Below are 12,043 nucleotides of genomic sequence, written 5' to 3'. Positions count from 1 at the left end.
AACGTGATCGGACGCCGCCGGACACGAGCACGCGCCGCGCACGGACGGCGCGGCACGCGGCCCGGCCGCGGACGGCACGCGCGCCACCGGCGCGCGCGAACGACATCAGTCAGATCGGAGCGTTTTCAGGCGGGGCGCGAGGCTGCGCGAGACGGATGCCCGGGCGGGGAAAATCGGCAATGGCGGGCGCGGCCGCGCGATAGGCGAACGTCCGCACGAAGCCCGGCAGGGCCGGCAGGCTCGATCCGAACGCCACGTTCGCCGCGAAGCCGGGGCAGTACACGCAGTGCGGCACGCCGACATGATCGAACGACGACGTATCGTGCTCGCCGCCCGCCTGCGCGAGCACGACCTGGCGGCCGCCCGCTGCACTGCACAACTCGAGCGTGAGCTCGCCGGAGCCGCTCGATGCAAGACGCGCATAGCCGAGGACGGGCGACAGTACGTTCAGTACCAGCGCCAGCCATACGAGGCCGATCCATCGCGTCGTTCGTTTCATCGCGGTCCAGAAAAAGTGCGCGCAAGTATAACAAGCGGCCCGATTGTTGCCGATTCCGCACGATGCAATAGTCGGCATCGCAGCGCGCGTCAGAGCGCATGTGCCGTTAATACAACAGAGACAAAATCTAACGATTCGCCACTGGCATAAATCCAAGCACGAGGTTGATAATCATCGAACCTGCTGGAGAAATGACCATGGACGAAAGACCAACCCGCATGCCACCGCCCGAGCAAGTGATGAGCCCGGATCCGGAACCCGTCGGCGTGGAATTCCTCGCCGAATTGCCCGACCACGTGCGGGCATTCTTCGACGAGCAGCACAAGCTGTACTCGCCGAAGTGAACGCCTGTTCGGTTCTGTAACCGCCACGTGCCGATCCTCGCTATCGTGCGGTTCATCAATGCGCATCGCGCGCAATTCGCCTCGCACCCGGGCCGTAACAGCCTGACGGTGCTGGATCAGCTCGCCTGCTGATTCTCCGGTCGCTGCGCTACGCCGCGCGACTGTCTTCGTCTATCCTTCTGGTTTTCCACTTCCGGCCCGCGCGGCTCTCCCGATCGTTCCGATGAAGCAAGCCATTCGTGCCAGCCTCGCTGTCGCCGCGCTCGGCGTCGCCCTCCTTTCGTCCCCGCGCCTCGCCAATGCAGACGGTGACGACACTGCCCTCACCAATATCGTCGCGCTCGCGTCGCAGCGGCTCGCGCTCGCCGAACCGGTCGCGCGATGGAAATGGGCGAATCACAAGGCCATCGAGGACCGGCCGCGCGAAGCGGAACTGCTCGTGTCGGTCGAGAAGCGCGCGGCACAGGCCGGCGTCGATCCCGCGTTCGCACGGACGTTCTTCGAGGATCAGATCACCGCGAGCAAGGATGTGCAGAATGCGCTGTTCGCGACCTGGCGCGCGACGCGGCCGCCGGAAGGCACGCCGCCCGACCTCGCGACCAGCACGCGCCCGGCGCTCGACCGGCTGACGCAGAAAATGCTCGCGGGGCTCGCGCAGGTTGCACCGCTGCGAGATGCGCCTGATTGCCAGGCGCGGCTCGCGCGCAGCATCGCCAACTGGAAGACGCTCACGCGCTACGACGCCACGCAAACGCAGGCGCTCGACATCGCGCTTTCGCACGTCTGCTCGGCCGGCGGCGCAAGCGCGATCGGCTGACGACCGCGGGCGCGGGTCGCGCGAGCTCGCCCTGATTAACCCGCCTGCCCCGCAGGCGTGAGCGCGGCGAGCGGAATCAGCTGCAGGCCGCGGGCAAGGTGCGTCTGCAGCAGCCGGTGGGTGAAGGGCTCGAACGCACCGTCCGTCCCGTCGGCCGCGAGCTGGGCGGCCGCGTCGAGCGACTCCGCCGCGCCGAGATAGCGCCAGCCGTCGATCACATGAAACAGGTTGCGCTCACCGCTCGCCTCGAATGCGACCGCGCCTTCGAACGGCCAGGGCGCAGCGCCGGCACGGGCGTCGGCCGCGGGGCGCCGGTTGTATGCCGGCCGCAGCTTGGCAATCCATTGCGCTTCGGCCAGCATCGCCCCCAACTCGTTGCCGGTCTCGCGCCATTCGACCCGCCGCACCTGCTGCGCCAGTCGCATTTCCTTCGACGAACGGCGCTCGCCCGTCAGCAGCGCGCGCAGCCGCTGCCGCACACGCACGCTGCGGCCCACATACAGCGGCACATCCTCCTCCCCGAACAGCGCGTACGCACCGCAGCCGGGCGGCGCGGTATCGAGCCAGGCTTCGGTCAGGTCGCCGCCCAGACGGAAGTGGCGCGTCGTGCGCGCGATCTGCTCGCGCAGCCGCTCGAGCGGCACGATGTCGTGCAACAGGCGCCAGAACTGCCACAGCAGGTCGGCGTCCGCCAGCGCCCGGTGGCGCGCGGCCGGCACAAGGCCGTGACGTTCGATCAACGCGTCGAGGCCGTGCCGCGATTCACGCGGGAACAGCGCCTTCGACAGCCGCACCGTACACAGCACATCGGGGTTGAACGCGAAGCCGGCGCGCTCGAATTCGGCCCGCAGGAAGCCGCGGTCGAAGCTCGCGTTATGCGCGACGAAAAGCTTGCCGTCGAGCCGCTCGAACAAACCCGGCGCCAGCGACGCAAATGACGGCGCATCGCGCACCATCTCGTCCGAAATGCCCGTCAGTTGCTGGATGAACGGCGGAATGGGCTGCCCCGGATCGACGAGCGTCGTCCACGTCGACACGCCGAACGGGCCGATTTCGACCACGCCGATTTCGGTGATGCGGTGTTCGGCGGGCGAGCCGCCAGTGGTTTCAAGGTCGACGAAAACGAGCGGCTGTTCGCTGGCGGGATCGGACGGTCGGGGGGAATCAGACATGAAAAGACTGGGAAACGATGCTTCCGTGAGTATGCACCGGCATTCGGGTTCGCGGCCAGCCTGAAGCCGAATGTTCCGCCCCCGTAAAACAAAAAGCCCCCGCAATGCGGGGGCCGGACGTGATCGGCAATGCGTGGCGCGTCAGACCGCCTGGATATTCGCTGCCTGCTTGCCTTTCGGCCCGACTTTCACGTCGAACGAAACACGCTGGTTTTCCTTCAGCGTCTTGAAGCCGTCCATCTTGATTTCGGAAAAGTGTGCAAACAAATCTTCACCGCCATTGTCCGACGTAATAAAGCCGAAACCTTTAGCATCGTTAAACCATTTCACGATACCGGTATCCATGTCTTCGTTCCCCACTCGATTAGATCCAAAAAAGCTATTTTTATAGCCGTTTCCCGAAATCCCGAAACATTGCGCCAGCACCCACACCAGCACCAGCACGCCGCCCGAGGACGGAGTGCTGACTTTATAAATTGGACAATCCGGGCGCGTCAAGAAAATTTTTGACGATAGTTTTATCAAAAAAGCGCTAATACCACTGGAATCGGTACACCGGCACCTTTGATTAATTGATTCGCATCAAAAACCTGTCAATATTACCGGGATCAGAACATTAATAATCGTGGCCGTGAAATTCCTACCGGGGACAAATCGGCTCGGTAAATTCCTCGGGTTTTTTCCGGGTTGCGGAAACCCGGGGACATTGCGATGCTCACTTAACGTCGGAAGGAAGGAGAAGGTCATGTGGCTGGACGGAATCAAGCGCTTCGCGAGCCGGCTCGGACGCGTACACCGCAAGTCCCGCGCCCTGGCCGAGTCCTCGCGCGAAGCGCCGTGCGACACCGAATTCGATACGACCTGGCATGGCGATCACTGGCAGAACCTGCTCTCGTCGCCTCTCGATGCCCGTCACTACGTGATGGAAGACTGGACATACACGCCGCCCCCCAACGAAGCCAAGGAGGCCGCACCCGCGGCCAAGCGCAAACGGCGCTCGTTCGCGCAATAACGCGCGAATCGAGGGGGCAAAAAAAAAGCGCGACTGGGAAGTCGCGCCGACAAAGGTTTGGAGATCTTTTCCGTCAACGAAAAAGTCTGCTTCGGAAAGCAGAGATCGCAGTATAGCGAGAGAACAACCTTTCATTAGCCATGCTCCGCACAAACCTCTATTGCCGATGTGTCAATAATCGGATGACGACGGTCCGCGTCTCCGGCTGACCATCTGTCGCGATCGCGCAACGCTCGCTACGTAGTCCTGATCGCCATTTTTCTTCGCTGCACCGCCGCAAATCCTTGATGGTCAATCGTTTGCGCCATATCGCCGATCTTTGCGGATTCCAAAATATATTATTGCTTAAAGCGCATCGCTCCCCCACTCCACGCTCTCCGTACACTGCAAATGGCTTTTGATAAGCGCACCGCCGCTCTGCCGGACCGGCCGCAATGTCAAGCACAACACGCCAGTCCGCAGCAGGTTCGATCGACATCTTCCTGTTTGGAGACAGATCCATGAAAAAAACCCTGATCGTCACCGCGTTGTCGGGTGTATTCGTTACGGCGGCTCACGCCCAAAGCAGCGTGACGCTCTATGGCCTGATCGATGCAGGCATCACCTATACGAACAACCAGGGCGGCCACAGCTCATGGTCGGAACGCAGCGGCCAGATCAACGGCAGCCGCTGGGGCCTGCGCGGCACGGAAGATCTCGGTGGCGGCCTGAAAGCAATCTTCGTGTTGGAAAACGGCTTCAACATCGCCAACGGCACGCTCGGCCAGAATGGCCGCGAATTCGGCCGCCAGGCGTTCGTCGGTCTGTCTCATGACCAGTTCGGCGCCGTCACCCTCGGTCGCCAATACGATAGCGTCGTCGACTACATCGGGCCGCTGTCGCTGACCGGCACGCAATTCGGCGGCACCCAGTTTGCCCACCCGTTCGACAACGACAACCTGAACAATTCGTTCCGGATCAATAACGCCGTCAAGTACACGAGCATCAATTTCGGCGGTCTGAAGTTCGGCGCGTTGTACGGTTTCTCGAACAGCAACCAGTTCTCGAACAATCGCGCATACAGCGCGGGCGTGTCGTACACCTATGCCGGCTTCAATATCGGCGCCGGCTACCTGCAGTTGAACAATGACATCTCGGGCCTCACGTCGGCGGCAGTCACCAACAGCGGCGGCGCGGTGGCGGGCGACAATACGTTCGTCGGCAAGCGTCAGCGCGTATTCGGCGGCGGCCTGAACTACACGTTCGGTCCGGCAACGGCCGGCTTCGTGTTCACGCAATCGCGCGTGAACCGGGCGCTCGGTATCTCCGCGGGTGCCTCGGGCGTGTCGAACGGGCTGGGTCTCGACGGCACGTTTGCCCGCTTCAACAACTACGAAGTGAACGCGCGCTACGCGCTCACGCCGGCGTTGTCGCTGGCCGGGTCGTACACGTACACTGCCGGCTTCCTGGACGGCCGCCATCCGGGCTGGAACCAGTTCAACCTGCAGACCGACTATGCCCTGTCCAAGCGGACCGACGTGTATGTGCAAGGCGTGTATCAGCGCGTCAGCACGGACGGCCTGGGCATCGGCGCCTATGTCAATGGCCTCGGTGGCGCTTCATCGACCAACAAGCAGATCGCGGTCACGGCCGGCCTGCGCCATCGCTTCTGAGCGACCGGCATTCCGCCGCACGCCGGATGACGAAGCGCCCCATCGGGGCGCTTTTTCTTTGCCGGGCCGCGCCGTGCGCCGCTCAGGCGTTGCCCGGTGCCGGGTAACGGACGTCGAGCACGTCGATCGGCTGCGGGCCGGCCGGCGTCATCAGCATGACGGTATCGCCGATCTTCGCCTTGATCAGTGCGCGCGCGACCGGCGAAATCCAGCTGACGCAGCCGCGATCGAGATCGACCTCGTCGATCCCGACGATCGTGATCGTGTGAACCTCGCCGTCCGGTGTCTCGTAATCGACCGTTGCGCCGAAAAACACCTGGTCGACATTCTCCTGCCGGCTCGCATCGACGACTTCGGCCAGATCGAGCCGCTTCGTCAGGAAGCGGATGCGGCGATCGATCTCGCGAAGCCGCCGCTTGCCGTAGATGTAGTCGCCATTCTCCGACCGGTCACCATTCGACGCGGCCCACGACACGAGCCGCACGACCTCGGGACGCTCGACGTCGATCAGGTTCAGCAGTTCGTCCCTCAGCCGCTTGTGGCCGGCGGGCGTGATGTAGTTCTTCGAGCCCGCCGGAATCGCGGGCTGGGCCTGGTCCAGATCGTCGTCGTCGCCGTCCGACTCTTTGACAAACGCCTTGTTCATGATGCGAATTCAACATGGATGACTGATGCTCCAAGGGTACACGAAGGGCGCCCCGGCAAGGCCATGCACCCAATTTGCGAATAAGGCTTCCCTTTTTATACAACCCTGCTATAATTTCGCTTCTGCGTGCGGCTGTAGCTCAGTTGGATAGAGTACTTGGCTACGAACCAAGGGGTCGTGGGTTCGAATCCTGCCAGCCGCGCCACTTTTTTCGAGGGCCTTCTGAACCGAAGGCCCTTTCAGTTCGAAGCAGTAGAAGTTTTGTTTTGCGTGCGGCTGTAGCTCAGTTGGATAGAGTACTTGGCTACGAACCAAGGGGTCGTGGGTTCGAATCCTGCCAGCCGCGCCACTTTTTTGGGGGCCTTCCCATCGCAGAAGGTTCCGACAGTCAAGCAGTACCGTTTTGCGTGCGGCTGTAGCTCAGTTGGATAGAGTACTTGGCTACGAACCAAGGGGTCGTGGGTTCGAATCCTGCCAGCCGCGCCACCTTAAAAGGGCTTTCCTCCGGGAAAGCCCTTTTTCTTTTCCGCCTCCCCTTCCTTCCCTTGCTCGACGCACGGCAACCTCCGGTTGCGTAGCGTCCCTTTTCGGAAGAGCGTCGACCACACCGCACGTTCACCTCTCCGGCAGCCCATATGAAAACGGCGGCCATTGGCCGCCGTCCATCGATCGCCCCTGCGGGCCACGCATCAATAATCCTGACGCTCGCGCTCGATGCGCATGCCTCCGTCGTGGCGCGCATGCGCACCGTCGTCGGTCGAACGCTCGCGCATGATCCGCATCACGTCCGGATTGGTTCGCACGCGTCGCATCACGTTCGCGAGATGCACGCGGTCGCTGACCTGGATCACGAAGCGCAGCACCGTCGACTCGTGCGTCAGATCCTCGTCCATCGCGATATGCACGATATTCGCGTCGGCCGACGTGATGTCCGCCGCCACGCGCGCAAAGATGCCCTTCGTGTTCTTCACGAGCGCCTTCACCGCGACATCGAACAGGCGGCCCGGTTGCGGCGCCCATTCGACGTCGATCCAGCGGCCCGGATCACGGCGATGGATACGCTGCGCCACGCGGCAATCGGTCGTATGAATCGCCATCCCCAGGCCGATGCCGATGTAGCCCATGATCGCGTCGCCGGGAATCGGCCGGCAGCATGCGGACAACTGCACGGACATCCCTTCGGTGCCGGTGATCACGACCGGCGGCGCGTGGTGCGCGGGATGCCGCTCGGACTTCGGCAGATCGTCGTCCGCATCGCGGCCGCTCATCAGCACCTCGATGCGCTTGGCCATCACCGCGGCCACGCGGCGGCCGAGGCCGATGTCCGCGAAGATTTCCTGACGGCTCTTGTTGCCCGTCCACTGCACGAGCTTCTCCCACACTTCCGGCTCGACATCGGCCAGCGCGAGACCGTAGCCCTTCAGGCTCTGGTCGACCAGCCGCTCGCCCAGCTGCACCGACTCGTTCAGGCGCATCGTCTTCAGGTAGTGCCGGATCGCCGAGCGCGCCTTGCCGGTACGCACGAAGCCGAGCCACGCAGGGTTCGGCTTCGAATACGGCGCCGTGATCACCTCGACGATATCGCCGCTCTTCAGCTCGGTGCGCAGCGGCAGCAACTCGTTGTTGATCTTCACGGCCACGCACTGGTTGCCGAGATCGCTGTGGATCGAATACGCGAAATCGAGTGCCGTCGCGCCGCGCGGCAGCGCCATGATCTTCGACTTCGGCGTGAACACGTAGACCGCATCCGGGAACAGGTCGATCTTCACGTGCTCGAGGAATTCGCTCGAATCGCCGGCTTCGCTCTGGATGTCGAGCAGCGACTTCAGCCACTGGTGCGCGCGTTTCTGCACGTCGCTGAGATCCGCGCTGCCGTTCTTGTACAGCCAGTGCGCGGCGACCCCTGCCTCGGCGATCTCGTGCATCTTGCGCGTGCGCACCTGGAACTCGATCGGCGCGCCGAACGGGCCGACCAGCGTGGTGTGCAGCGACTGATAGCCGTTGATCTTCGGGATCGCGATGTAGTCCTTGAACTTGCCGGGTACGGGCTTGTACAGCGCGTGCAGCGCGCCGATGCACGTGTAGCAGTCGAGCGGGCTGTCGACGACGACGCGAAAGCCGTACACGTCGAGCACCTGCGAGAACGACAGCTGCTTGTCGCGCATCTTGCGGTACACGCTGTAGATGGTCTTTTCGCGGCCGGTGATCTCGGCGTCGATCTTCGCATCGGCCATCGCGCGCTGCGCGGCTTCGAGGATCTTGCTGATCACTTCGCGGCGGTTGCCGCGCGCGGCCTTCACGGCCTTCTCGAGCGTCGCGTAGCGATGCGGGTTGAAATTCGCGAAGCTCATGTCCTGCAGCTCGCGATACGTGTTGTTCAACCCGAGGCGGTGCGCGATCGGCGCGTAGATGTCGAGTGTTTCCCGCGCGACGCGGCGGCGCTTTTCCATCGGCACCGCGCCGAGCGTGCGCATGTTGTGCAGACGATCGGCGAGCTTGACGAGAATGACGCGCACGTCGCGTGCCATCGCGAGCAGCATCTTGCGGAAGTTTTCCGCCTGCGCTTCCTCGCGGCTGCGGAATTCCATCTTGTCGAGCTTCGACAGCCCATCGACCAGTTCGGCGACCTTCGGGCCGAACCGTTCGGCCAGCTCGCTCTTGGTCACGCCCTGGTCTTCCATCACGTCATGCAGCAGCGCGGCCATGACGGCCTGCGCGTCGAGCTTCCAGCCGGCGCAGATTTCTGCAACGGCGACGGGATGGGTGATGTAGGGTTCGCCGCTCTGGCGATATTGACCGAGGTGGGCTTCGTCACTGAAGTGGAACGCCGCCTTGACCTCTTTGATTTCTTCCGGAGGAAGATACTCGGCAAGCACGCCCGTCAGTTTCGCGATCGAAACGACGCCGTGCTTGCGCGGCTGCTCCGGTGTGGCGGTCGGCCCGAACAGATGCCGGAAGGACTGTTCGAGGACCGCGTCGATGTACTGGCGCGCAGGCGACTGGGCCGTGGCTTCGGTGGTCGAATCCGCGGAGGCGGACGATGGGGTGGTGCTCATATTCGCCTCCAGGTCGAGTCGTTGCGCGCGTGGATTACATGGCTGGAACGGGCCGGATGCGCGTTACACCGGCACCTTCTTCAGCATCTCGACGCCGACCTGGCCGGCAGCGATTTCGCGCAGCGCGACGACGGTCGGCTTGTCGCGGCTTTCGATCTTCGGCGTATGGCCTTGCGCGAGCTGCCGCGCGCGATAGGTGGCGGCGAGCGCCAGTTCGAAGCGATTCGGGATTTGCTTCAGGCAGTCTTCGACGGTAATGCGAGCCATGTTGGTAATTCCTTCTGAATATAGTCCTTATTCTACCTTATGTCCCTCGTCCCCCGCGTCATTCCGCGTGGGGCAGATGGATGCCGAGCTCGATGAACAGCTCCGTGTGTCGCGCGTACTGCGAAGCAAAGCGCAGGCGCGTGGCCGCGACGATGCATTCGAGCTCCGCGAGCGCACGCTCGAAGTTCTCGTTGATCACCACGTATTCCGCTTCGGACGCGTGCGCGATCTCGCTACCCGCGGCAAGCAGGCGGCGCGTGATCACGTTCGGCTCGTCCTGGCCGCGCTTCTTCAGGCGCTCCTCGAGCGCGTCGAGCGACGGCGGCAGGATGAAGATGCCCACCGCGTTGCGGAACTGCTTCTTCACCTGCAGCGCGCCTTGCCAGTCGATCTCGAGCAGCACGTCGTGGCCGTTCTTCATCTGCTCTTCGATCCAGACGCGCGACGTGCCGTAGTAGTTGCCGTGCACTTCCGCGCTCTCGAGGAATTCGTGCGCCGCGTGACGCGCGCGGAAATCCTCGACCGTCGTGAAGTGATAGTGCTGCCCGTCCTGCTCGCCCGGGCGCGGCTTGCGCGTCGTGTACGAGATCGACAGGCAGATGTCGCTGTCCTTCGACAGCAGCGCATTCACGAGCGTCGACTTGCCGGCGCCCGACGGCGCGACGACCATGAACAGGTTGCCGGGATAGACGCCGCCGTGCAGCGAATGCGACGCGTGCGCGTCGCGGGTAGATTCCGTCATGTTGCTTTACTCCAGGTTTTGCACTTGCTCGCGCATCTGCTCGATCAACAGCTTGAGCGCCATCGACGCGTCGGCGAGTTCCTTCGCCGCCGCCTTCGAGCCGAGCGTGTTCGCTTCGCGATTCAGTTCCTGCATCATGAAGTCGAGACGCTTGCCGACGCGGCCGCCCTTCTCGATCACATGGCGCGTTTCGTTCAGGTGCGCGGTGAGTCGCGACAACTCTTCCGCGATGTCGATCCGGATCCCGTACATCGTCACTTCCTGACGAATGCGCTCCGCGGCTTCCTCGCGCGTGACGATCGTCGAGCTGCCTTCGGGCGCCGCGATGCCGAGCGCCTCCTGCAGCCGTTCGACGATCTTCTGCTGGTGCTTCGCGATCAGCTCCGGCACGAGCGGCGTGATGCGCGCGACGATCGCCTCCATCTCGGTGACGTTCGACAGCAGCATCGTCGCCAGTTGCGCGCCTTCGCGCGAACGCACGACGACGAGCTCGCCGATCGCTTCCTTGCCGCACGCGAGCACCGCCTCGCGGATCGCGTCAGCCGACACGCCGCTCTCGGCGATCACGCCGGGCCAGCGCAGGATCTCGCCCGCGCGCAGGCGGCCGACGCCCGGGAACGCGTCGAGCACCGAGCGCTCGAGCTCGGCGAGCTGGCCGAGCGCGGACTGGTTCAGCGCGCCCGCGCCGATGCTCTGCTCGCCGCGCTGCAGGTTGATACGGATGTCGACCTTGCCGCGCGACAGCTTGTTCATCAGCATTTCGCGCAGCGCGGGTTCGCACGCGCGCACGTCGTCCGGCATCCGGAAATTCAGGTCGAGGAAGCGCGAGTTCACGGTGCGCAGTTCGACCGACACGCTGGTGCCGCCGTTGCCGGTGGCCGTCGCGAGTTCGCGCGTCGCGCTCGCGTAGCCCGTCATGCTGTAGATCATGGTTCGTCTCGCCGTCTGGGTGCCCTCGCGGGCGGGGATATGTCGAGGCGCCCGGCGCATCGGAAAGCGCGGGGCGGGAAGCGCGCATTATCCCATTTTTGCGGACCACCCCGCCGGGCACGCCCGCCGTTCGGCGCTAAAATCGGGGTTTCCTCTCGTTCCGCGATTCCCACATGACGTCCTCCGTTTCCCGCCCGAGCGGCCGCCGCGCCGACGCACTGCGCAAGGTCGCCCTTACGCGCCACTACACGAAACATGCCGAAGGCTCGGTGCTGGTCGAATTCGGCGACACCAAGGTGCTCTGCACCGCGAGCGTCTCCGAACGCGTGCCCGACTTCCTGCGCGACCGCGGGCAAGGCTGGCTGACCGCCGAATACGGGATGCTGCCGCGCGCGACGCATACGCGCAGCGACCGCGAAGCCGCCCGCGGCAAGCAGACCGGCCGCACGCAGGAAATTCAGCGCCTGATCGGCCGCGCGCTGCGCGCGGTGTTCGACCTCGAAGCGCTCGGCCCGCGCACGATCCACATCGACTGCGACGTGATCCAGGCCGACGGCGGCACGCGTACGGCGAGCATCACCGGCGCGTTCGTCGCCGCGCACGACGCCGTGTCGAAGCTGATCGCGGCCGGCAAGCTCACGCGCTCGCCGATCACCGACCACGTCGCCGCGATCTCGGTCGGCGTGTACCAGGGCGCGCCCGTGCTCGATCTCGATTACGCGGAAGATTCGCAATGCGACACCGACATGAACGTCGTGATGACGGGCGCCGGCGGTTTCGTCGAAGTCCAGGGCACGGCCGAAGGCGTGCCGTTCTCGCGCGCCGAGATGAACGCGCTGCTCGACCTCGCGCAAGGCGGGATCGCCGAGCTCGTGCAGCTTCAGAAAGACGTGCTGGGCGCCTGAC

The 12,043-nt window shown here is 64.0% G+C and carries 13 protein-coding genes and 3 tRNA genes; 8 read left to right on the top strand and 8 right to left on the bottom strand.

The features are described 5' to 3' along the window. Nucleotides 1-109: 109 nt before the first annotated feature. Nucleotides 110-499 (bottom strand): DUF2946 domain-containing protein, encoded by a 390-nt coding sequence (locus tag CFB47_RS05090; protein ID WP_089460566.1) that lies wholly within the window; start codon nucleotides 497-499, stop codon nucleotides 110-112. A 197-nt stretch (nucleotides 500-696) separates the two neighbouring features. Here CFB47_RS05090 and CFB47_RS41080 point away from each other — a divergent pair, with 197 nt between their 5' ends. Together CFB47_RS41080 and CFB47_RS05085 are read left to right on the top strand one after the other, a co-directional pair. After that, nucleotides 697-843 (top strand): hypothetical protein, encoded by a 147-nt coding sequence (locus tag CFB47_RS41080; protein ID WP_006756195.1) that lies wholly within the window; start codon nucleotides 697-699, stop codon nucleotides 841-843. Nucleotides 844-1,066: 223 nt separating this feature from the next. Then, nucleotides 1,067-1,660: a chorismate mutase gene (locus CFB47_RS05085; RefSeq protein WP_089460565.1), complete on the top strand. Its 594-nt coding sequence runs from the start codon at nucleotides 1,067-1,069 to the stop codon at nucleotides 1,658-1,660. Between the two features lie 35 nt (nucleotides 1,661-1,695). On the opposite strand, the gene CFB47_RS05080 is transcribed toward CFB47_RS05085, so the two are convergent. Together CFB47_RS05080 and CFB47_RS05075 are read right to left on the bottom strand one after the other, a co-directional pair. Beyond that, on the bottom strand, nucleotides 1,696-2,832 hold the full coding sequence (locus CFB47_RS05080) for an exonuclease domain-containing protein (RefSeq protein ID WP_089460564.1): 1,137 nt from the start codon (nucleotides 2,830-2,832) through the stop codon (nucleotides 1,696-1,698). 141 nt (nucleotides 2,833-2,973) lie between these two features. Next, the gene (locus CFB47_RS05075; protein ID WP_011351289.1) at nucleotides 2,974-3,177 is read right to left on the bottom strand and encodes a cold-shock protein; all 204 of its coding nucleotides are present in this window, start codon (nucleotides 3,175-3,177) and stop codon (nucleotides 2,974-2,976) included. A gap of 400 nt (nucleotides 3,178-3,577) precedes the next feature. On the opposite strand from CFB47_RS05075, the gene CFB47_RS05070 reads away from it, so the two are divergent. Both CFB47_RS05070 and CFB47_RS05065 read left to right on the top strand, forming a co-directional pair. Further along, nucleotides 3,578-3,844: a hypothetical protein gene (locus tag CFB47_RS05070; RefSeq protein ID WP_089439462.1), complete on the top strand. Its 267-nt coding sequence runs from the start codon at nucleotides 3,578-3,580 to the stop codon at nucleotides 3,842-3,844. A 500-nt stretch (nucleotides 3,845-4,344) separates the two neighbouring features. Continuing rightward, complete coding sequence (locus CFB47_RS05065; protein WP_089439461.1) at nucleotides 4,345-5,496, top strand: porin; 1,152 nt, start codon at nucleotides 4,345-4,347, stop codon at nucleotides 5,494-5,496. Nucleotides 5,497-5,578: 82 nt separating this feature from the next. Here the strand turns inward: CFB47_RS05065 and greB are convergent, their stop codons facing one another. Continuing rightward, the gene (gene greB, locus CFB47_RS05060; protein ID WP_089455781.1) at nucleotides 5,579-6,142 is read right to left on the bottom strand and encodes a transcription elongation factor GreB; all 564 of its coding nucleotides are present in this window, start codon (nucleotides 6,140-6,142) and stop codon (nucleotides 5,579-5,581) included. Between the two features lie 128 nt (nucleotides 6,143-6,270). Here greB and CFB47_RS05055 point away from each other — a divergent pair. The 3 genes from CFB47_RS05055 to CFB47_RS05045 all read left to right on the top strand — a co-directional run bounded on the left by CFB47_RS05055 (nucleotide 6,271) and on the right by CFB47_RS05045 (nucleotide 6,628). Next, a tRNA-Arg gene (locus tag CFB47_RS05055) sits at nucleotides 6,271-6,347 on the top strand. Nucleotides 6,348-6,414: 67 nt separating this feature from the next. Next, a tRNA-Arg gene (locus CFB47_RS05050) sits at nucleotides 6,415-6,491 on the top strand. A 60-nt stretch (nucleotides 6,492-6,551) separates the two neighbouring features. Continuing rightward, nucleotides 6,552-6,628: transfer RNA gene (locus CFB47_RS05045), tRNA-Arg, on the top strand. Between the two features lie 203 nt (nucleotides 6,629-6,831). Here CFB47_RS05045 and CFB47_RS05040 read toward each other — a convergent pair. From CFB47_RS05040 to CFB47_RS05025, 4 genes are all read right to left on the bottom strand, one after another. Then, nucleotides 6,832-9,198: a bifunctional (p)ppGpp synthetase/guanosine-3',5'-bis(diphosphate) 3'-pyrophosphohydrolase gene (locus CFB47_RS05040; RefSeq protein WP_089424747.1), complete on the bottom strand. Its 2,367-nt coding sequence runs from the start codon at nucleotides 9,196-9,198 to the stop codon at nucleotides 6,832-6,834. Nucleotides 9,199-9,261: 63 nt separating this feature from the next. Beyond that, nucleotides 9,262-9,465 carry a DNA-directed RNA polymerase subunit omega gene (rpoZ, locus tag CFB47_RS05035; protein WP_006025620.1) on the bottom strand — a complete coding sequence of 68 codons (204 nt, stop codon included), beginning with the start codon at nucleotides 9,463-9,465 and terminating at the stop codon, nucleotides 9,262-9,264. A 58-nt stretch (nucleotides 9,466-9,523) separates the two neighbouring features. Next, entirely contained in the window at nucleotides 9,524-10,207 is a 684-nt protein-coding gene (gene gmk / locus CFB47_RS05030; protein ID WP_089439459.1) for a guanylate kinase, read from the bottom strand. A gap of 6 nt (nucleotides 10,208-10,213) precedes the next feature. Further along, entirely contained in the window at nucleotides 10,214-11,137 is a 924-nt protein-coding gene (locus CFB47_RS05025) for a YicC/YloC family endoribonuclease (protein WP_089439458.1), read from the bottom strand. A 173-nt stretch (nucleotides 11,138-11,310) separates the two neighbouring features. Here CFB47_RS05025 and rph point away from each other — a divergent pair, with 173 nt between their 5' ends. After that, nucleotides 11,311-12,042: a ribonuclease PH gene (gene rph / locus CFB47_RS05020; protein ID WP_039343387.1), complete on the top strand. Its 732-nt coding sequence runs from the start codon at nucleotides 11,311-11,313 to the stop codon at nucleotides 12,040-12,042. The last annotated feature ends 1 nt before the right edge of the window (nucleotide 12,043 follow it).

Origin of the sequence: Burkholderia sp. AU27893 (assembly GCF_002223205.1) — a bacterium.
Taxonomy (GTDB): domain Bacteria; phylum Pseudomonadota; class Gammaproteobacteria; order Burkholderiales; family Burkholderiaceae; genus Burkholderia.
The sequence above is the reverse complement of the archived record's forward strand: the minus strand, read 5'-3'. Positions and strand labels throughout refer to the sequence as shown.